20 protein-coding genes are annotated in these 20393 nt (G+C 63.9%); 12 read left to right on the top strand and 8 right to left on the bottom strand.

Annotation, left to right across the window (positions count from 1 at the left end):
- Positions 1-3: 3 nt before the first annotated feature.
- The 6 genes from dnaK (at position 4) to AC1D1N_RS04550 (ending at position 5707) form a co-directional block, all read left to right on the top strand.
- Positions 4-1920 carry a molecular chaperone DnaK gene (dnaK, locus tag AC1D1N_RS04575; protein WP_112559044.1) on the top strand — a complete coding sequence of 639 codons (1917 nt, stop codon included), beginning with the start codon at positions 4-6 and terminating at the stop codon, positions 1918-1920.
- 222 nt (positions 1921-2142) lie between these two features.
- Positions 2143-3273, top strand: coding sequence for a molecular chaperone DnaJ (gene dnaJ / locus AC1D1N_RS04570; protein ID WP_436257498.1), 1131 nt, complete (start codon positions 2143-2145; stop codon positions 3271-3273).
- 163 nt (positions 3274-3436) lie between these two features.
- Positions 3437-4042, top strand: coding sequence for a phospholipid N-methyltransferase PmtA (pmtA, locus tag AC1D1N_RS04565; protein ID WP_477346897.1), 606 nt, complete (start codon positions 3437-3439; stop codon positions 4040-4042).
- A 45-nt stretch (positions 4043-4087) separates the two neighbouring features.
- Positions 4088-4684, top strand: coding sequence for an NADPH-dependent FMN reductase (locus tag AC1D1N_RS04560; protein WP_112559047.1), 597 nt, complete (start codon positions 4088-4090; stop codon positions 4682-4684).
- Complete coding sequence (gene pyrF / locus AC1D1N_RS04555; protein ID WP_477346895.1) at positions 4681-5394, top strand: orotidine-5'-phosphate decarboxylase; 714 nt, start codon at positions 4681-4683, stop codon at positions 5392-5394. The genes AC1D1N_RS04560 and pyrF overlap by 4 nt, the downstream gene beginning before the upstream one ends.
- A gap of 25 nt (positions 5395-5419) precedes the next feature.
- On the top strand, positions 5420-5707 hold the full coding sequence (locus AC1D1N_RS04550; protein WP_112559048.1) for a DUF1330 domain-containing protein: 288 nt from the start codon (positions 5420-5422) through the stop codon (positions 5705-5707).
- Here the strand turns inward: AC1D1N_RS04550 and AC1D1N_RS04545 are convergent.
- From AC1D1N_RS04545 to AC1D1N_RS04515, 7 genes are all read right to left on the bottom strand, one after another.
- Entirely contained in the window at positions 5704-6762 is a 1059-nt protein-coding gene (locus AC1D1N_RS04545; RefSeq protein ID WP_477346893.1) for a D-alanine--D-alanine ligase family protein, read from the bottom strand. The two genes, AC1D1N_RS04550 and AC1D1N_RS04545, sit on opposite strands and share 4 nt — an antisense overlap.
- A gap of 113 nt (positions 6763-6875) precedes the next feature.
- The gene (locus AC1D1N_RS04540) at positions 6876-7751 is read right to left on the bottom strand and encodes an SMP-30/gluconolactonase/LRE family protein (protein WP_112559050.1); all 876 of its coding nucleotides are present in this window, start codon (positions 7749-7751) and stop codon (positions 6876-6878) included.
- Positions 7751-8392 carry a 2-dehydro-3-deoxy-6-phosphogalactonate aldolase gene (locus AC1D1N_RS04535; protein WP_436257494.1) on the bottom strand — a complete coding sequence of 214 codons (642 nt, stop codon included), beginning with the start codon at positions 8390-8392 and terminating at the stop codon, positions 7751-7753. The genes AC1D1N_RS04540 and AC1D1N_RS04535 overlap by 1 nt, the downstream gene beginning before the upstream one ends.
- Entirely contained in the window at positions 8389-9357 is a 969-nt protein-coding gene (locus AC1D1N_RS04530) for a 2-dehydro-3-deoxygalactonokinase (RefSeq protein WP_477346891.1), read from the bottom strand. The genes AC1D1N_RS04535 and AC1D1N_RS04530 overlap by 4 nt, the downstream gene beginning before the upstream one ends.
- The gene (locus tag AC1D1N_RS04525; protein ID WP_436257492.1) at positions 9354-10121 is read right to left on the bottom strand and encodes an SDR family NAD(P)-dependent oxidoreductase; all 768 of its coding nucleotides are present in this window, start codon (positions 10119-10121) and stop codon (positions 9354-9356) included. Before AC1D1N_RS04525 ends, AC1D1N_RS04530 begins: the two co-directional genes overlap by 4 nt.
- Positions 10122-10416: 295 nt before the next feature.
- The gene (locus AC1D1N_RS04520) at positions 10417-11766 is read right to left on the bottom strand and encodes a putative bifunctional diguanylate cyclase/phosphodiesterase (protein ID WP_112559054.1); all 1350 of its coding nucleotides are present in this window, start codon (positions 11764-11766) and stop codon (positions 10417-10419) included.
- Positions 11767-11866: 100 nt separating this feature from the next.
- Positions 11867-13654, bottom strand: coding sequence for a GtrA family protein (locus AC1D1N_RS04515; RefSeq protein WP_477346889.1), 1788 nt, complete (start codon positions 13652-13654; stop codon positions 11867-11869).
- A 130-nt stretch (positions 13655-13784) separates the two neighbouring features.
- Here AC1D1N_RS04515 and AC1D1N_RS04510 point away from each other — a divergent pair, with 130 nt between their 5' ends.
- The 3 genes from AC1D1N_RS04510 (at position 13785) to gshB (ending at position 16190) form a co-directional block, all read left to right on the top strand.
- A complete protein-coding gene (locus AC1D1N_RS04510; protein ID WP_477346887.1) occupies positions 13785-14789 on the top strand; it encodes a glycosyltransferase in 1005 nt (334 codons plus the stop codon).
- A 4-nt stretch (positions 14790-14793) separates the two neighbouring features.
- Positions 14794-15168 (top strand): GtrA family protein, encoded by a 375-nt coding sequence (locus AC1D1N_RS04505; RefSeq protein WP_477346886.1) that lies wholly within the window; start codon positions 14794-14796, stop codon positions 15166-15168.
- A gap of 80 nt (positions 15169-15248) precedes the next feature.
- Positions 15249-16190, top strand: coding sequence for a glutathione synthase (gene gshB / locus AC1D1N_RS04500; RefSeq protein WP_477346884.1), 942 nt, complete (start codon positions 15249-15251; stop codon positions 16188-16190).
- A gap of 73 nt (positions 16191-16263) precedes the next feature.
- On the opposite strand, the gene AC1D1N_RS04495 is transcribed toward gshB, so the two are convergent.
- Positions 16264-17769 carry an Ig-like domain-containing protein gene (locus AC1D1N_RS04495; protein WP_477346882.1) on the bottom strand — a complete coding sequence of 502 codons (1506 nt, stop codon included), beginning with the start codon at positions 17767-17769 and terminating at the stop codon, positions 16264-16266.
- A gap of 289 nt (positions 17770-18058) precedes the next feature.
- On the opposite strand from AC1D1N_RS04495, the gene AC1D1N_RS04490 reads away from it, so the two are divergent.
- The 3 genes from AC1D1N_RS04490 (at position 18059) to AC1D1N_RS04480 (ending at position 20386) form a co-directional block, all read left to right on the top strand.
- Positions 18059-19591, top strand: a complete 1533-nt coding sequence (locus tag AC1D1N_RS04490; RefSeq protein WP_477346880.1) for a YifB family Mg chelatase-like AAA ATPase — start codon at positions 18059-18061, stop codon at positions 19589-19591.
- Positions 19592-19966: 375 nt separating this feature from the next.
- Positions 19967-20167: a hypothetical protein gene (locus AC1D1N_RS04485; protein WP_477346879.1), complete on the top strand. Its 201-nt coding sequence runs from the start codon at positions 19967-19969 to the stop codon at positions 20165-20167.
- A 45-nt stretch (positions 20168-20212) separates the two neighbouring features.
- Positions 20213-20386: a hypothetical protein gene (locus tag AC1D1N_RS04480; protein ID WP_477346877.1), complete on the top strand. Its 174-nt coding sequence runs from the start codon at positions 20213-20215 to the stop codon at positions 20384-20386.
- The last annotated feature ends 7 nt before the right edge of the window (positions 20387-20393 follow it).

Here is a 20393-nt window from a genome sequence, read left to right as displayed (position 1 = left end):
AAAATGGCAAAAGTAATCGGTATCGATCTCGGCACCACCAACTCCTGCATCGCCATCATGGATGGCAAGGAACCCAAGGTAATCGAGAATGCGGAAGGCGCGCGCACGACGCCTTCCATCGTCGCCATCTCGGGCGACGGCGAACGTCTCGTCGGCCAGCCGGCCAAGCGCCAGGCGGTCACCAATCCTGAAAACACCATCTTCGCGGTCAAGCGCCTGATCGGCCGCCGCTATGACGATCCGGTGACGGAGAAGGACAAGAAGCTTGTCCCCTACAAGATCGTCAAGGGCGACAATGGCGATGCCTGGGTCGAAGCCGGCGGCAAGAAGCAGTCGCCCTCGCAGATCTCGGCCATGATCCTGCAGAAGATGAAGGAAACGGCGGAAGCCTATCTCGGCGAGAAGGTCGAGAAGGCGGTCATCACCGTTCCGGCCTATTTCAACGACGCCCAGCGCCAGGCCACCAAGGACGCCGGCAAGATCGCCGGCCTGGAAGTGCTGCGCATCATCAACGAGCCGACGGCAGCCGCGCTCGCCTACGGCCTCGACAAGAAGGATGGCAAGACCATTGCCGTCTATGACCTTGGCGGCGGTACGTTCGACATTTCGGTGCTCGAGATCGGCGACGGCGTGTTCGAGGTGAAGTCGACCAATGGCGACACCTTCCTCGGCGGCGAGGATTTCGACATGCGTCTCGTCGAATATCTGGCGGCCGAGTTCAAGAAGGAACAGGGCATCGACCTGAAGAACGACAAGCTTGCCCTGCAGCGCCTCAAGGAGGCGGCTGAAAAGGCCAAGATCGAGCTGTCGTCGACGACGCAGACCGAAATCAACCTGCCCTTCATCACCGCCGACGCAACCGGCCCGAAGCACCTGACGCTGAAGCTGACCCGCGCCAAGTTCGAGCAGCTGGTCGACGACCTCGTCCAGCGCACCATCGAGCCGTGCAAGGCGGCGCTCAAGGATGCCGGCCTGAAGGCTGGCGAAATCGACGAAGTGGTCCTGGTCGGCGGCATGACCCGCATGCCCAAGATCCAGGAGATCGTGAAGCAGTTCTTCGGCAAGGAGCCGCACAAGGGCGTCAACCCGGATGAGGTCGTCGCGCTCGGCGCCGCCATCCAGGCCGGCGTGCTGCAGGGCGACGTCAAGGACGTACTGCTGCTCGACGTGACGCCGCTGTCGCTCGGCATCGAGACGCTGGGTGGCGTGTTCACCCGCCTGATCGAACGCAACACGACGATCCCGACCAAGAAGAGCCAGGTGTTCTCGACCGCTGAGGATTCGCAGTCGGCCGTGACCATCCGCGTCTTCCAGGGCGAGCGTGAAATGGCCGCCGACAACAAGGCGCTCGGCCAGTTCGACCTGGTCGGCATCCCGCCGGCGCCGCGCGGCGTGCCGCAGATCGAGGTCACTTTCGACATCGACGCCAACGGCATCGTCAATGTTTCGGCCAAGGACAAGGGCACCGGCAAGGAGCACCAGATCCGCATCCAGGCCTCGGGTGGTCTTTCGGACGCCGACATCGAAAAGATGGTCAAGGACGCCGAAGCCAATGCCGAGACCGACAAGCAGCGGCGTGCGCTGGTCGAGGCCCGCAATCAGGCCGAGGCGCTGGTGCATTCGTCCGAGAAGTCGCTGAAGGAGTATGGCGACAAGGTTTCGGAGACCGAGCGCACGGCGATATCGGATGCGATCACCGCGCTGAAGACCGCGGCGGAAGGCGACGACGCTGCCGATATCGAGGCCAAGTCGCAGACCCTTGCCGAAGCTTCGATGAAGCTTGGCCAGGCCATGTACGAGGCCTCGCAGAAGGAAGCGGCGGAAGCCGACGCCAAGGCGGACGCTGCCAAGGATAGCGACGTGGTCGACGCCGATTTCGAAGAAATCGACGAAGACGACGACAAGAAGAAGTCGGCCTGAACGGCCTGACGGCAAGATAGTGCGGAAAGCCCGGCGCAGGCCGGGCTTTTTTGCAACCCTCGCTGAAAAAAGTGCGGGCCCTGCCGAAAAAGTCGCCGAAAAAACACAGACAAGTCCGCGCCGGCCCTAGCATCCGGGCAGCACCGCTCCTAAATCGAGACAACGTGCCGGCAAACGACGCAACATGCATCAAGATGTTGAGCATCCGGACTGCGGGAAAAGATGAAAGCTGATTTCTACGAAACGCTGGGCGTACAAAAGGGCGCGGACGACAGGGAGCTCAAGAGCGCTTTCCGCAAGCTCGCCATGCAGTTCCATCCCGATCGCAACCCCGGCGATCATTCCTGCGAGCACAAATTCAAGGAAATCAACGAAGCCTACGAGACGCTGAAGGATCCGCAGAAGCGCGCGGCCTATGATCGTTTCGGTCACGCCGCCTTCGAGCAAGGCGGCATGAATGGCAGCGCGCAAGGTTTTGGCGCCGGCGGCTTCGCCGACATTTTCGAGGATATTTTCGGCGACATGATGGGCGGGCGCCAGCGCCGCTCTTCCGGCGGCCGCGAGCGCGGCGCCGATCTGCGCTACAATATGGAAATCACGCTGGAAGAGGCGTTTGCCGGCAAGACCGCGCAAATCCGCGTGCCGGCCTCGATCTCGTGCACGGAATGCTCCGGCAGCGGCGCCAAGCCCGGTACCCAGCCGGTGACGTGCTCGATGTGCCATGGTCACGGCAAGGTCCGCGCCACGCAGGGTTTCTTTTCGATCGAGCGCACCTGCCCGCAATGCCAGGGCCGCGGCCAGACGATCAAGGACCCGTGCCCGAAATGCGCCGGCCAGGGTCGTGTCACCGAGGAACGCTCGCTGTCGGTCAACATTCCGGCCGGCATCGAGGACGGCACCCGCATCCGGCTTGCCAATGAGGGCGAAGCCGGCCTGCGCGGCGGCCCCTCGGGCGACCTCTATATTTTCCTGGCGGTGAAGCCGCACGAATTCTTCCAGCGCGACGGCGCCGACCTTTACTGCAAGGTGCCGATCTCGATGACGACGGCAGCGCTCGGCGGCTCGTTCGAGGTGACCACGCTGGACGGCAGCCAGACCAAGGTGAAAGTGACCGAGGGCACCCAGAACGGCCGCCAGTTCCGTCTCAAGGGCAAGGGTATGCCGGTGCTGCGCCAGCCCAATGTCGGCGACCTCTACATCCAGACCGCGGTCGAGACGCCGCAGAACCTGTCGCGGCGCCAGCGGGAGCTGCTGGAGGAGTTCGAACAGCTGTCGTCAAAGGAAAACTCGCCCCAGTCGAGCGGTTTCTTCGCCCGCATGAAGGACTTTTTCGAATCCTTCAGCGAGCGCTGACATTTTTCCTGACGCAAGACGTTGTCCCAAAACCGCTTCACACTTTTGGGCGACTTGCGTTAGCGCTTCCCGAACGTCATCAACATCTTATGCCAGATCGTGCCTTGCCTTGGACCTGTTAGCTGCTAAGTAGCATGCAGGGGGGTGGTTGAGGAGAACTTGCATGGCACGTGGTCCGGGATTGCGGAAGGCGCTGGCGGAAAAGTTCGACGACGAGCTGAAATTCTTCAAAGGCTGGATCGACAAGCCGAAGACCGTCGGCTCGATCGTTCCGACAAGCTCCATCACCGCCCGCAAGATGGCTTCGATCGTCAATCCGAAGTCCGGCCTGCCGGTGCTTGAGGTCGGCCCGGGCACGGGCGTCATCACCCGCGCCATCCTCGCCCAGGGCGTTCGGCCCGAAAACCTCTACGCGGTCGAATACAACACCGATTTCGTGCGCCATCTGCGCCAGCTCTATCCCGGTGTCAACGTCATCGAGGGCGATGCCTTCAATCTCAACGCGACGCTTGGCGAGAAGAGCGGGATGGTCTTCGATTCCGTCGTCTCCGGCGTGCCGCTGCTCAACTTCCCGGTCGCACAGCGCATCGCCTATATCGAAAGCCTGCTCGACCGCATCCCGGTGGGGCGGCCGATCGTACAGCTGACCTACGGGCCGCTGTCGCCGATCCCGCCCGGCCGCGGCGACTACACGGTCAAGCATTTCGATTTCATCTTCCGCAACATCCCGCCGACGCAGCTGTGGATCTACCGCCGCGAGGCGCATTGATTTGAGTGATCCTTGGCTGTACCTGTCCCGGGACAAGGTTGGCCAATGGCAGTGATTCCGAAAATCCTCGTCTTTGCCGGCTCGGTGCGCAGCGGCGCCTTCAGCGGCAGGACCGCCGATGTGGCGCAGAAGGAGCTGGCCATGCAGGGCGCCGAGGTGACGCGCATTTCGCTGGCCGACTATACGCTGCCGATCCTGGACGAAGATCTCGAAAAGGAAAAAGGCGTTCCCGACAATGCCGTGAAGCTTGGCCGTCTGATCGCCGCCCATGACGGACTGCTGATCGCGACGCCGGAATATAACGGCTCGATCCCGCCGCTGCTCAAGAACACGATCGACTGGGTAAGCCGGGTGCGCACGGATAGCGGCCGCACGTTCAGGCCGTTTGCCGGCAAGGTCGCCGGGCTGTGCTCGTCTTCCAACGGACATTTCGCCGGGATACGCTGCATCAACCATCTGCGCGCCGTGCTGGTGCGCTGCCGGATGGAAGTGGTGACGCCGGAATGCTCGGTAGCTGATGGCGGCAGTGCCTTCGACGCCGACGGCAATTTCAGGGATGAGAGACTGAACAAATCGATGGAGCACCTATGCCGCACGCTGATCGAAACCTCGCGCATGCTGTCGACCCGGATCGGGGCATGATTGCCGGAGCCATGCAGGCACAGACCATGAGAGACAGACTGATTGTCGGCCTCGACTTGCCGACGGTGAAAGAAGCCGAACATGCGGTGCGCGAGCTCGATGGCGTCGTCTCCTTCTACAAGATCGGCTACCAGCTGGCCTTCGCCGGCGGGCTAGACTTCGCCAGGGAGCTGGCCAGCGGCGGCACCAAGATATTTCTCGACATGAAGCTGCTCGACATCGACCACACGGTGGCCAAAGGTGTCGAGAACATCCTGCGCATGGGCATGACCATGCTCACCATCCATGCCTATCCCAAGGCGATGCGTGCCGCGGTGGAAGCCGCCAAAGGCAGCGATCTCTGCCTGCTGGCGGTCAGCGTGCTGACCTCGATGGACGAGCAGGACGTGATCGACGCCGGCTATGAATACGATCCGCACACGCTGGTGCTGAGGCGAGCCGAACAGGCGCTGCATGCCGGCATGGGTGGCGTCGTCTGCTCGGCCGAGGAGGCGGAAGCGGTGCGCCGCATCGTCGGCCCCGACATGGCGGTGGTGACACCCGGCATCCGGCCCAAGGGCAGCGACCACGGCGACCAGAAGCGGGTGGTGACGCCCGGCCAGGCAATCCGCAACGGCTCCAGCCATCTTGTTGTGGGCCGCCCTATCGTCGCTGCAAGCGACAGGCGTGCAGCGGCGGAGGCCATACTGGAAGAGATGCGCGCCGCCTGACATTTTTCGAACCAGGAGAAGAACAATGCCAAAGGGATACTGGATCGCCCGCGTCGATGTGCGCGATGCTGAAGGCTACAAGGACTATGTCGCGGCCTCAAAACTTGCCTTCGACCGCTTTGGCGCGAAATTCCTGGCGCGCGGCGGCGAGCACGAAAAGGCCGAGGGCCAAGGCCGCGCCCGCAACGTCATCATCGAATTCGAATCGCTCAGCGTGGCGCATGATTGCTATCACTCGCCGGAATACCAGCGCGCCGTCGCCATCCGCCAGAAGGTGGCCGACGGAGAGATCGTGCTGGTCGAGGGGGTCTAGCGCTTGAACCGGTTGGTGGCGGTTGCGGCCATCGCATCGGTCAGTGTCATGCCCCACTGTGCCCGACAATAGGCACGGAAATCGAAGCAGGGCAGACCGGGGCAGACCTCGAACTCGATGAGGTGGACGTGATCGTCGGCCTCGACCCTGAAGTCGATGGAAAACACGTCGCGCAGGCCAAGCCCGCTCATTAGTCGCTCGGCAATACGACGGATGGTTGCCGCGGCAGCCGGCTGGGCATCGACGACCGGCTCCAGCACCGGTTCGCTGTAGAGCCCGGCTGCCTTGGCGGCCTCGCCGGTGTCGCCGTAAAGCGCCATCGAGTCGGCCATGGTCTGGAAATCGCCGCCGGAATCGACAAAGGCGATGCCGAGCGCTTCGGCGCCGGTTTCCGGCTCAAGCCCGAGGAAGCTGGCGCGGGCATTGCGGCCGGCGACATAGGGCTGGACGACGATATCGTCGCGATAGGCGGCATAGACACGCCGGCTAAGTTCCAGCGCGTGCTGCAGCTCGTGGCAGCGCGAATCCGGCCAGATGCCGACCTTGGAGCCGAGCCGGTTCGGCTTGACGAACCAGCCGGCGGCTGATGGCGGCGGCTCAGCCAGCCAGCGGCCGTCGCGGGCAAGGCCGGCCTGCGGCACCGGCAGGCCGAGCGCGCCGAGCACAGCGCCGGAACGGAACTTGTCCTGGCAGAGCGCGAACAGCGCATCGTCGGCGCCGATGGTCCTGAGTCCATTCAGCCTGGCAAGTGCAGGCGCCGCAGCGCCGCGGAAATAGGCGATACCGTCGGTCAGCGTCCAGACCAAGGTCGTTTCAGGATCGGCTTTCGCCAGCGTTGCTGCCGCATCGTCGAGTTCGACCGGCAGGAAGGCGAGACTGCGTCGCTCGCAAGCGGCGGCAAGTTCATCGAATTCGGGGGCAAGATCGGTCGATTGCGCCAAATAGGACGAGATTTCCAGGGCACGCTCGGCAGGAAAGCCGTCGGCAACCAGCCGGTCGAAACAGGCCTTTTCCGGCTCGTGGACGAGGATCAAGGTCGGGTGGTTCTGCGGCATTGAATGGTCGGCTCCCGGCGATAGAGGCTATTACCATCGCACGGCAGGCACCATCGGCTTGCGTGAAACCGACCGGGCCGGGCGGTTGCGTGACAGCCTGGGGCAGACGATCGTCAGGCGATCAGCACGCGCGGCTCGAAGCGGCCGTTGACGGGGATGTCAAGCAGGAAGGTCATGCCGGCCTGCGGATCGAGCTTGCGTTGCTTGTCGTCCTTGCCCTTCCAGGCCGAGGTCACCGCCAACCGGTCGGCCTTGAAACCGACAAAGGCCGGGCAGGAGGACTGCGTCGCCGGCATCGGGATTTCGCGCAGCAGCGTGCCGTCGGGCGCATAAGCCTTGACCGCCTTGCCGCCCCAGACGGCGTTCCACAACACGCCGTCGCGGTCGACGACCGAGCCGTCGACATAGCCCTTCGAGGAGCGGTGGTCGACGAACACTTTCGATTCGCCAACCGGCAGGCCGGTCGCGGGGTCGCAGGCGACGCGCATCAAAAGGCCGGTCGCGGTGTCGGTGTAGTAGGCGATCGTCCCATCCTGCGAGAAACAAATCGAGTTCGACACGGTGATGCCGGTGTAAAGCGTACGCAGCTCGCCTTTGAAGAACCAGTAGATCGAGCCGGCGCCCTTGCCCTCGTTTTTGGCCATGGTGCCGACCCAGAAGGCGCCGCAAGGGTGGACGCGCGAATCGTTGGAGCGCGTCAGCGCATTGTCGGCTTCGATGGCCGTATGCAGCGTCAGCTTGCCGGTCGCCACATCGCGGACGTGCAGGCCGGTCTCGGTGGCGATAAGCTGGCGCTTGTCGTCGATGATGGCGATGGCGCTGGCCATTTGGCCGAGCTCATGGACTTTCAGCACACCTGAGGTGACGCCCTGCTCCAGCAACAGCCCGTTGACGATGTCGAACCAGAACAGCGTATCGGTGGCCGGATCGTAGCTCGGCCCCTCGCCGAGTTCGCAGATATGATCCGAGAAGACCGAAACCTTGTCCATCATGCCTCTCCGCCGAACGCCGCATCCCAGGCCGTCACCGCCGCCCGGGCACGCGTGGCCACCTCGTCGACGCTCATGCCGGGTTTGAACAGGCTGGAGCCGAGGCCGAAAGCGGTCACCCCAGCCGACTTGTAGCCGGCAAAGTCTTTCTCCGAAACGCCACCGACCGCGCCGACCACGGTGTCGGCAGGTAGCACGGCGCGCATCGCCGAAATGCCGCCGGCGCCAAGCACGCTTGCCGGGAAGAATTTCAGCGCCGAGGCGCCAAGCCGGATGGCCAGAAATGCTTCGGTGGGGGTGAACACACCGGGCATCGTCACCATGCCATGGTGCATGGCGCGGGCCATGACCTCGGCATCGATGTTAGGGCTGACCAGCAGTTTGCCGCCGGCCTTGGCCAAAGCGTCGACATCGGCTGAAGTCAGCACCGTGCCGGCGCCGACCAGCGCCGTCCTGGGCAGCGCCGCGACAATGCTGGCGATCGAGACGAACGGCTCGGGCGAATTGAGCGGCACTTCGATGGCTTCGATGCCGGCATCAAACAGCGCCTGGCCGATGGCGACAGCCTCGCCGGGCTTCAGCCCGCGCAGAATGGCGACAAGACCACGCTTGAGCTTCGGGAAAGGTGCGGTCTGGGTCACGCGCTCACTCCATTTCTGGCAATCATGCCATTTTCCCGCGCGGCCTCGATCAGGCCGGCACGCACCGCCTCGTCGGCGTCGACCGTCCTGACGGCAAGACCTGCCAGGTCGAGCGCCTGCCGGTAAAGGGCGGCAAGCGCACCGGAGGCGACCAGCACGATTGCGGTGGCGCTTTCGCCGTAGAGGCGGCCTGCCGAGGCGATTTCGCCGCCGATCAGCAGGCCGGACAGGCACGCGGCAGCCTCGTCGGCTTTCAAGTCCTGAAGCAGGCCGGCGGCGCGGATCGAGAACAGCCGCGAGGTAACATCGCCGCCTTCGGCAAGCGCCTTGCGGCACCAGTTCTGGAAGAACGGATTGTCCGGGGTGACCGGCTTCGGGTTCTCGCCCAGCGAATGACGCAGGATCGAGTGAGTGGCCAGCACCGAGAACAGCTCGCCGGTCGGCCAGGTGCAGAAGCCATCGACCGCGCCGTCCTCGACCAGGACCCATTTCGAATGGGTGCCGGGCATGCAGACGAGATGGCGTCCCTTAGCCGGCAACCCGGCGCCGGCAAGCTGGGTTTCCTCGCCACGCATCACATCCGGCGCGTCTTCCAGGCGCTGCGCCAGGCCAGGCACGATGCGGATGTCGCGGCTCTGGCCGGGAATGCGGGCGGCGCCCGCGAGAATGGCGCCGATCGGCGCCGGCACGGTGACGTAGGGCGCCTCCAGCCAGCCCTGGCGCGAGCCGGCCATGCCGCAGATGATGACCGGCAGTGTGTCAGGTGCGCCAAGCGCCGCTAGATGGCCTTCGAGGATGGCCGAAAAACCTTTCTGCTGCGCGGTGATCAGGCCGTCATCGCCGCGACGTTCGGCAAGCACCCCACCCGCCTCGTCGACCAGCCAGACCCGCATACGGGTCGTGCCCCAGTCGACGGCGGCGACGGCCAGGGCTTTGCCCGCTGCTGCCTGGCTTGTCGGGCTCACAGGAAACCTCCGTCGACGATCAGCATTTGCGCCGTCAGCATGCGCGAGGCGTCGGAGGCAAGGAACAGCACGGTGCCGACAATATCGTCGGGCTGCATCACCTGCTTGATGCATTGCTTGGCGACATGAGCGGCGAGCCCCTGTTCGGTGACCCAGAGTTCTTTCTGGCGTTCGGTGATCACCCAGCCCGGCGCAATCGCGTTGACGCGGATGCCGTCGACGCCGAGCTTGCCGGCGAGGCCTTTGGTGAGACCGAGGATGCCGGCCTTGGCGGCGGTGTAGGCCGGCATGTCGGGGTGGTTGATGAGATAGGAGGTCGAGGTGAAGTTGATGATCGAGCCGCCGCCGGCCCGCTTCATACCCGGCGCCACCGCCTGCGCGGTGAAAAAATGCGGGCGCAGATTGACGGCAAGATTGTTGTCCCAGAACTCGACGGTGACTTCAGCGACATCGTGGCGTTCGTCCCACGCGGCATTGTTGACCAGCACGGTGACGTCGCCATGCACTTCTGCCGCCCGGGCAGCAGAGGCGCGCAACGCCTCGACATCGCGCAGATCGGTCTTGAGGTAGAGCGGCCGCCGGCCAAGTTCCTTTTCGACGCGGTCGGCAAGCAGCGTGCTTGGGCCATCGGCGATGTCGATGAAGGCGACATTGGCGCCCTGGCGAACAAAACCCTCGGTCAGCGCCGCACCGATGCCCGAACCGCCACCGGTGATCAGCACCGAGGCGCCCCTGAGGTCGGCAAAATCCGCCGATGGCATCATATTTCTTGTCTCCCAGAGCGGTTCCCCGTTTCATGGCAACGGGGTAACAGCTCTATCTCTTTGATTGACGCAATTCCCACGGAAAGCGCTACGCGTTTTTTCCGGGAAAACCGTTTCACACTTTTCCGGAATTGCTCTGGTCCGGTCGGCGCGCATCCTATCCAGCCAAGTCCGGCGAGCAAGGGCGAAAACGGCGATTTGTTCGGCTTATGTCAGACAAAAAGACGCAAGACGCCGGGCGAAGCCCAGCCCGGCCTGAAACCGCTGACCTGCTCGATGAATGGCATGCCGGCGCTCAGATCGCCTTGGCGTAGAGGGCGCCACGATAGGAATCGCGGAGATAGCCAAGCGTGGCGTCGGCATCGACCGGCTTGCCGAACAAATAGCCCTGGCCGCCGGCGCAGCCGAACTGGACGAGGCGGTCGGCTTGCGCCTCCTCCTCGATGCCTTCGGCGACGACGTCCATGCCGAGCCCGTCGCACATGGCGAGAATGGCGCGGATGATGTGCTCCGACGGACGGTCGTCAAGGATCGAGGAGACGAAGGCGCGGTCGATCTTGAGCTTGTCGAAGTGGAATTCGCGCAAGCGGCCGAGCGAGGACTGGCCGGTGCCGAAATCGTCGAGCGAGACGCGGATGCCGACGCGGCGCAGGTCCTCGACGATCTTCTCCGCCGAGGCCGGATCGTTCATCAGGCCGGTTTCGGTGATCTCGATCTCGAGCCGGCGCGGATCGAAGCCGGTGCGGTCGAGGATCGACAGTATGTGCAGGCCGGTGTTCTGATCGACAAGCTGCGAGGGCGACAGGTTGAAGGACAGGAACAGGTCCTTCGGCCAGCTGCGCGCCGCTTCGGTCGCCTTGCGCAACACCAGCTGCGACAGCGGGCCGATGATGCCGCGCTCCTCGGCGATGGGAATGAACACGGTCGGCGGGACGACGCCGAGGTCGCGATCGGTCCAGCGCGCCAGCGTCTCGAAACCAATGGTGCGGCGGGTATTGAGATCGACGATCGGCTGGAAATGCGGCTCCACCTCGCCGGCCGAGACGGCTCGGCGCAGCGCCTGCTCGATGCGGGTGACGCGTTTGGCCGCCTCTTCCATCTCTCTGGTATAGACGACGACGCGGCCACGGCCCGAACGCTTGGCATGGTAGAGCGCCGTTTCGGCCTTGTTGACGAGGATTTCCGTGGTTTCGTCGCCGGAATAGAACAGCGAACAACCGACCGAAGCCGAAAGCCTGGCGGTGCGTTCGCCGACATCGTAGGGCGCCGACAGGATTTCGATCATCATGCGCGACTTCTCGGCCGCGGCTTCCTCCGAGAACACCATCGGATAGAGGAAGGCGAATTCGTCGGCGCCGATGCGGCAGACGGTGGAATGGCTGTCCATCGAGGCGCGCAGCCGCATCGCCACCTGGATCAATATGTCGTCGCCGGCCTTGTGGCCGAACAGATCGTTGATTGGCTTGAAGCCGTCGAGGTCGAGAATGCCGACGGTGAAGGGCGCGGGATCGTCTGCACGGTCGCTGATCAGGCGGTCGACCTTGTCGAAGAAGCGGCGATGGTTGCCAAGCCCGGTCAGCGTGTCGGTGAACGCCAGATCCGAGTTTTCCCTGCTTGCCTGCCCGGTGCCAAACGTCGTTTGCATCGGTATCCCTGTTTTTGACGTCCGAAATTTACGCTGAGACTGGCAGCAAAGCGTTTAGGAACCGTATCGCGAAATCGATTTTTCGCTGGCGAATGATGCTTTAGCGGACGCGGTAGAGTTCGACCGGGTTTCCACGCGTTTCGGCCACCGGTTCGAGCCAATCGGGGACGCCTCCCTGCATCAGCTGGGCCAGGAAGCCTTGCGGCGCCTTGGCGGCGAGCACCTTGGTTTCGGCGCTGCCACGGCAGAGCGCCACCAGGCCGACATGGTGCTGCGCCACGATCGCCTTGGCCTGGTCCGCCGATCCGAGGAAGGCATCGAGCGCAAGCAGGTCGCCGGCGATGTTGCGATGATAGGGGCCGGCAAAGACACGGTGGCCGGAATAGGCCAGGATGGGCGAGCCGAGATTGGAAATGGCAAGCACCGTGGTGTCCGGCAGCCCGGCCAGCGTCGCGAAGGAGGCCTTGCGCGTGCAGGCCGGATCGGCGTCCTTGGCCTCGGCGGAGACCTTATCGGCCTCGAATGCGCTCGAGGTGGCGGCGGCAGCGCCGGCCCAGACGGCATTCACCGACACCAGCCAGACTGCCGCCATGCGCAGCGACACGCTGCGCGAAGGGCTGATGCTCGCCCGTTCGCGCCATGTTGCGATCCAGGCCGACAGCGGGATGACGGCAAAGGCGATCGAGAATGTCGAGCCGCGGACCTGCCAGGCGCTGACGATGAAGGCGGCGGCCAGCAAGGCGCCGACGAGGCTGTCCTGGCGGCGCCACGGTCCGCGCAGCCGAAGCCCCATCAGCGCGATCGCCACCAGCGGCGTGACATAGCGCGCCGCCACCGAGGCCGGGTCGCTGACGGCAATATGGAACAGCGACTGTGCCTCATCGATGTGGTCGAGCCACAATTCCTTGAGGCGCGGATCGAGGTTTGCGTAGGGCGCGGCAAGGCACTGCGGGAACAGCGCCACGACGACGGCGCCCAGCACAAGCGCGAGCAGACCGAGCGAGATCAGCCGGCGGCCGGCCGTGCCATTGGACGCCCTGAGCGACGTCACGACGGCAAGGCCCAGTCCGGCGATTGCCGCAACAACGAATTGCACGGCCGAAAAGGCATCGCACTGCGCCTGGCCCCAAGCCGATGGCGGGATGGTGGTGACGAAGACGAACGCCGAAACCCCGGCAAAGCCGAGACCGAAGTCCCTTGCGATCCGGTGCTCGCCGCCGGGGTCGGCGACAAACAGCAAGGCGATGCAGGCGCCGATGGTGGCGACATAGGGCGCGGTTTCCATGCCGACGGCCAGCGTCAGTGCAGCGCACAGACCCGAAAACAGCGCCGCCCAGCGGTGCGTGGGCGCCTCGAGCAGCAGGCTGAGGCTGGCCATGGTCAGCGTCAGCTGGACATTGTGATGATCGAGCGCACCCGGCAAGAAGATGCCGATGAAATGCAGCGCCGCCGCGCCGATGACGATTGCGGGCAGTACGGCGCCGGCGCCGGCAAAGCTGCGCGCCGCGCGGGCGAGGAAGAACACCGCCAGGAAAAACAGCAGCGCCGGCCACAGCACCTGTGCGATCGCCTCGGCCATGGCCATGCTGCCGATCAGCGCCGAAGCGACGAGGATGATGGCCGCGAGCGGCGCATCGACCAGCCGCGACCAGTGCATGATGAAGCCGCCTTCCGGCCCCATCCGGTACTGATGCAGGTCGAACCAGCCCTGGCCGGCCAGCATATCGCGAACCTCGACCAGCCGCAGCAGGCTGTCGTTGTCGCCGCCGGCATTGCTCAATTCGCGAAAGCCCGTGGTGGCATTGACGGCCAGCGCCACCAGCATGGCAAGCAGCGCCAGCGTCATATCGGACTTCCAGGAGGAAGCACCCGCCTTGGCTGCGTTCATTATCACGGCCTTTGTCGGAAAGAAGCTCGGCTTAAACCTAGCCTTAACAGCTTCAATAAATAGTAAAGTCGCCTGAGCGAGGTCGCATTTGAGCGCGGCCGGAGGCTCCGCCGGGCATCGGGAGACGGAAATGCCGCACGAAGTCCGCCACGAGCCGGCCATTGCCGTGCTCCTGCCCTGCTACAATGAGGAACTGACCATCGCCGAGGTGGTGCGGCGGTTTCGCGAGACGCTGCCGTCGGCCGCGATCTATGTTTATGACAACAATTCCAGGGATTTGACCGCGCTCAAGGCGCGCGCGGCCGGCGCCATCGTCATCCGCGAGCCGCGCCAGGGCAAGGGCAATGTCGTGCGCCGCATGTTCGCCGATATCGATGCCGATATCTATCTGATGGCCGACGGCGACGGCACGTATGCGCCGGAAGATGCACCGCAGCTTATCAACATCCTGCAGACCGAGCGCTGCGACATGGTGGTGGGTACCAGGCGCGGCGTCGCCGACGATGCCGGCCGTTCCGGCCATGCGTTCGGCAACCGCATCTTCAACAGCCTCTACAAGCGGCTGTTCGGCACCGACTTCACCGACATCTTCTCCGGCTACCGCGCCTTCTCCAGGCGTTTCGTCAAGAGTTTCCCGGCCGTTTCCGGCGGCTTCGAGATCGAGACCGAAATGTCGGTGCATGCCTCGCAGCTCAAGCTGCCTGTCAGCGAGATCGCGCTCGACTATGGCCGCCGGCCTGAGGGATCGTCGTCGAAGCTGTCGACCTATCGCGACGGTGCCAGGATCCTGTGGATGTTCGCCATGCTGATGAAGGAGACGCAGCCGCTGCGCTTCTTCGGCGCCTTCGCGATTCTCTTCCTGGCATCGAGCCTTACCCTGATGACGCCGGTGCTGATCGAATTCGCCCAGACCGGCCTCGTGCCACGCATGCCGACCTGGGTGCTGTCGGTCGGCCTGCTGCTGTTGTCTATGCTTGCGATGGTGACCGGACTGATCCTCGATTCGGTATCGCGCGGACGCGCTGAACAGAAGCGCATTTTTTATCTCTCGGTCCCGTCGGCCCGGGTCGAACGACGCGAGCGCACGAGCGAAACCGCGAAGGCCGAACCGGGCAAGACGCCCCGGGCCGCCTGAGGCCGTGGGCAGGCTCGCGCGCTTCGTTTTTGCCGGCGCTGTCGGCTTCGTCGCCGATGCCGCGGCTCTCTGGCTGCTTTTGGCCGTGACGCCACTCGGCCCCTTCATCGCGCGCTTGCTGTCGATCGGCTTTGCGCTCTGCGTCACCTGGCAGATCAACCGGCACCTGACGTTTTCGCCGTCGAGCCGCGGCGTAACGCAAGAGGGTGCGCGCTATGGCGGCGTCGGCATCGCCACCAGCATCGTCAACTATCTCGTCTATTGCGCCATCCTGTTCGCGCTGCCGGCAATGCCGCCGCTGACGGCACTTGCGATTGCCTCGCTGGTGGCGATGGCGCTGTCCTTCTTCGGATACTCCCGGCTGGTCTTCGACCGCTGAGGGCCTGGGCCAAGCAAGCGCGATTGGCAGAAGCCGTGGAGTTCCGTATATCGGCGGCATAGCCCGCTGGAGACCAGAAGATGCCCCTGAAGATCGCCGTCCAGATGGACCATGTCTCCACCGTCTCGATCGCCGGCGACACGTCGTTTGCGCTGTCGCTGGAGGCGCAGCGGCGCGGCCACCAACTGTTCCACTACACGCCCGACCGGCTGTCGATGCTGGGCGGCAAGGTGTTTGCCCGCATCGAGGAGATGAAGCTCCGCGACGAGAAGGGCGATCACTACACACTGGGCGACAAGGTGCGCACCGACCTGTCGGAGATGGACGTGATCCTCCTGCGCCAGGACCCGCCCTTCGACATGAACTACATCACCACCACGCACATTCTGGAGCGTATCCACCCGAAGACATTGGTGGTCAACGACCCGGCCTGGGTGCGCAACAGCCCGGAAAAAATCTTCGTCACCGAATTCCCCGACCTGATGCCGGAAACGTTGATCACCAAGGATCCCCAGGAAGTCGCCGCCTTCCGCAAGCAATTCGGCGACATCATCGTCAAGCCGCTCTACGGCAATGGCGGCGCCGGCATCTTCCATCTCAGGGAGGACGACCGCAACCTCGCCTCGCTGCTCGAGATGTTCGCCCAGCTGTCGCGCGAGCCCTATATCGTGCAGCGCTATCTGAAGGATGTGCGCAAGGGCGACAAGCGCATCATCCTGGTCGACGGCGAGGCGGTCGGCGCCATCAACCGGGTGCCGGCCGACCACGATTCGCGCTCCAACATGCATGTCGGCGGCCGCGCCGAAAAGACCGAGCTGACGGAACGCGAACGCGAGATCTGCGCCAGCATCGGACCGTCGCTGAAAGAGCGCGGCTTCATCCTCGTCGGCATCGACGTGATCGGCGACTACATGACCGAGATCAACGTGACCTCGCCCACCGGCGTGCGCGAAGTACAGCGCTTTGGCGGCGCCGACATTGCGAGCCTGTTCTGGGACGCGGTGGAGGGGAAGCGGAAATAGAGCAGTTTCACGGAACCGCTCTATCTCTTTGCTTTCACGCAATTCCTGCGGGAAAACCGTTTCATACCTTGCCCTAGATCACAATGAAATCGTCCGCGGTGACCCAGGTGCCCGGGTCGACGGCGGCAAACTTGACAGCCGCCGCGCCGCCTACCCCGTCCACATCGAACAAAAGGTCGCCGGTCACGTCGTTGTAAAGGATGTGGTCGCTGTCATCGATGGCTTTGTCACCTATCGCGAAGACTGCCGCGAAAAGCGGGCCGGCCTGCAGCCCGACAAACACGGAGCTGTCCAGGCGGATCATATCATCTTGCGCATCGAAGTCTTCGATCCTGTCGCTATTCGCCAGTCCAAGCGCGTCGAACACGAAGACATCCCTGCCCTCGCCGCCGGCCAGCCGGTCGCCGCCGGCGCCGCCATTGAGGATGTCATCGCCAACGCCACCGCGCAGGTCGTCGGAGCCGGCACCGCCGTCGATGGCATCGTCGCCCTCATCGCCACGGATGCCGTCCGTGCCCGCGCCGCCGCTTATGACGTCATTGCCGGCGCCGCCCTTCAGCCAATCAGTGCCCGCGCCGCCGATGAGGATGTCGGCGCCGGTGCCGCCGAACAGCTGGTCATTGCCGGCGCCGCCGTCGAGCGTATCGTTGAACGACGTGCCGATGACACGGTCGCCGCCGCCCAGCGCGGTGACGAGCGCGGCACGATCGTGGGCTCCATAGTTCACTGTGTTCGCGGCTTCGGTCAGCGCGATGGATTCGGCCGGTGGAGCAACCGTGATCGTAATCGTCGCCGGATTGCTGTTGCCCTGGCCGTCCGTGGCGTAAACCGTAAAGCTGTCGGTGCCGACGAAGCCCGCCTCGGGCGTGTAGTCGAACAGATTGCCGTTCAGAAAGTCGGCATGATAGTGCAGGCTGTTGCCATAGTGACCCTGGTGAAACGGATAGTGGTTGCCGTCGAAACGCGTGCTTTGCTCAACGGTGCCGTGGTCCGGCCCATCGACGACGACAAAGCTCAGGAGATCATAGTCGGCATCGGCGGCGCTGAATTTGATGTCGTCGAGAAATTCCCCCTGCGAAACCGACACATTCAGATTGGCGACCGTGGGCGCATGATTGACGAACGTGTCGGGCTGCAGCGTGCCGCCCTCCAGGATGATCTGGTGCTGGCCGTATTGGGTGTTTTCGCCGCCGAAATACTCGTTCGCCCCGATCCAGGTGACAGCGATGGTGTCGGGGCTGTCGGCGTTGACCGAGACGATCCGGGCCGACAGGTAGGCGGCCTGGTCGGACAGGGTGCGGAGAAGATTGCCGTCGTTGTCGAAGACCTGCGTCTCGACCGTCGTCCAGGTCTCGGTCCTGCCCTCATTGGTGAAGCTGGTGATGGTGAAGAAGCCGTCGAAGACATCGACCGAAGCCACGTCGATCCCGCCGAACGGGAAATCGGGCTTTGCCCCTATCGGCCCGATCACGTCGCCGTCGGGTTCCGTGATGCTGAAAAGCACCGCGTCTGGGCTTGGATTGGGATAGTCGGGTTCTTCCCATACGGTGAGCTGACTGCCATTGCTTAGGGTCGGCATCCTGTTTTCCTCGCTTTGGCGCCTGGACGCGCTGCGGATGTCCCCCAGTCCCAACCATACCATAGTATGCGAGTCGGATCGGTGACACCCAACCGCGCCGCGCCTTTGTGGTTAATTCTGTCTCGGGCGAAGGCAGGCGTCGGCATCGTATGGTGCCGGAAGGACGGCGACACTTGCATGTTCCCGTAATGTTCTTGCCTTGGCCTGAAATCTATGGTTGTTTTAGCTGACGTCGCTCGCGGTCTGATCAGAAAGGCCCGAGCGAGCCGGTATCCGGGGGCTTGAACAAATGGTGGCGCGGGTTCGCACGGTTGCTTTCCAGGGCATCGAGGCCGTGCCGGTCGATGTCCAGGTGATGATCGCGCCGGGCAAGGTCGGCATGCACATTGTCGGCCTGCCCGACAAGGCGGTGGCCGAGAGCCGCGAGCGGGTGCAGGCGGCACTCCATGCGTCGGGCCTGTCGATGCCGTCGAAAAAGGTCACGGTCAACCTGGCGCCCGCCGACCTGCCCAAGGAAGGCAGCCATTACGACCTGCCGATCGCGCTCGGCCTGATGGCGGCGCTTGGCGCCATCCCGGGCGATATGCTGGCCTCCTATGTCGTGCTCGGCGAATTGTCGCTCGACGGCACCATTGCCGCGGTCGCCGGCGCGCTGCCGGCGGCGATCGGCGCCAATGCCGAGGGAAAGGGGCTGATCTGCCCGTTCGGCTGTGGGCCAGAAGCAGCATGGGCCGGCAAGGATTTCGACATATTGGCGCCACGCAGCCTGATTGCGATTGCCAATCATTTTCGCGGCACGCAGGTGCTGTCGCGGCCCGAGCCCGGCATCCATGTCTCGGCGCGCGACCTGCCCGACCTCTGCGACATCAAGGGCCAGGAGAGCGCCAAGCGGGCGCTGGAAGTGGCGGCCGGCGGCGGCCACAATCTGCTGATGGTCGGCCCGCCAGGCTCGGGAAAATCGATGCTGGCGCAAAGGCTGCCCTCGATCCTGCCGCCGCTGGCGCCGAAGGAGCTTCTCGAAGTCTCGATGATTGCCTCGGTGGCGGGCGAACTCGGCGAAGGCAAGCTCACCGACCGGCGGCCGTTCCGCGCTCCACACCATTCGGCTTCGATGGCGGCGATGGTCGGCGGCGGCCTCAGGGTGCGGCCGGGCGAGGTCTCGCTCGCCCATCACGGCGTGCTGTTCCTCGACGAATTCCCCGAATTCTCGCCGCAGACGCTGGATGCGCTGCGCCAGCCCCTGGAGACCGGCGACTGCATGATCGCGCGCGCCAACCACCGCGTCACCTATCCGGCGCGCATCCAGCTGGTGGCGGCGATGAACCCCTGCCGCTGCGGTATGGCCGGCGAACCCGGCTATCGCTGCCTGCGCGGCGAGCGCTGCCGCACCGACTACCAGGCGCGCATTTCAGGCCCGCTGCTCGACCGCATCGACCTCAGAATCGAAGTGCCGGCGGTCTCGGCCGCCGATCTGATCCGCCCGGACCGGGCGGAGAAGAGCGCTGCCGTAGCCCAGCGCGTGGCCCGCGCCCGCACCATCCAGCGCGAGCGCTTCGAACGGCTCGGCGTCACCAGCGCGACCACCAATGCGCATTGCTCGCCCTCGATCATCGAAGACATCGCCGTGCCGGATGCAGCCGGCCTGTCGCTGCTGAGAGACGCCAGCGAAAAGCTCGGCTTTTCGGCGCGCGCCTATCACCGCGTGCTGAAAGTGGCGCGCACGCTGGCCGACCTCGACGCCAGCGAGACCGTCGGCCGCATCCACCTGGCCGAAGCGATTTCCTATCGCATGATGTCGGAGCGGGTGGCGCAGGCCGCGTAGAGTTCGACACCACGGTGCCATTAGGCCAATCGAAAGCGGCAGTCATTTTCGCGGAGCCCTTGTTCTGTCGCGGCCGGAGCCCGCGTACATGCATCAACGCGCGACCTGCCCGACCTTGCCGGCATCGAGGTCCAGGAGTCCGCCAAGTGGACGCTGGAAGTGGCGGCCGCCGCCGCGGCCCAGTCTGCCTGCCACTCATCAAGAAGGCCGGTCAGTCAACTTTGAAGGATACTGCCCCATCTCCGCTAAATCGCTCCCTCTTAGGTTCTTCGCCAAGACTGCGACCCTGAAGTCGATTTCCGCCAAAACAACCTCGATTGTATTGGCACGCTTCCCGTGGTAAACTTGCTAAACGTACAGTAGGAGAGCGCAAGTATGCCGGACAAATCGAGAATAATCACCGGAAACGAAGGCGATCAGAAGGTCGACGAAGCTACTATCGCGCGGGAGTTGTCTAAAGTAGACAAAGAACTGAGCAAGGTCGCCGCCGAATTGGCAAAACAAGACCCAGCATCCCTTATTAATTCGGAGCTTTTACGAGTTCACTTGGAGGTATCAAAAGCGGCTCCAAGGTGAAAATAACTGGTGTAGACTGCAACTGCTTTTAGATGGAGGACGAAGATGGAAGAGAGAAATCTACAAGTCGACTCTGATGTGATCATGGCGGTCCAGGAAGAGCTTGAGCAAGCCCTTTCAACGGTAAGAGAAATGGAAGCGGACGCAGTGAAAAAAGGCATCCCCCTCAAACTGTCCGGTGCGAGGTACAGAATTTACGAAACTACTCAACCTACCTAAGTAGCGG

The sequence above is a fragment of the Mesorhizobium sp. P2_B5 genome, assembly GCF_056404775.1.
This window is presented reverse-complemented; position numbering and strand designations above follow the sequence as displayed.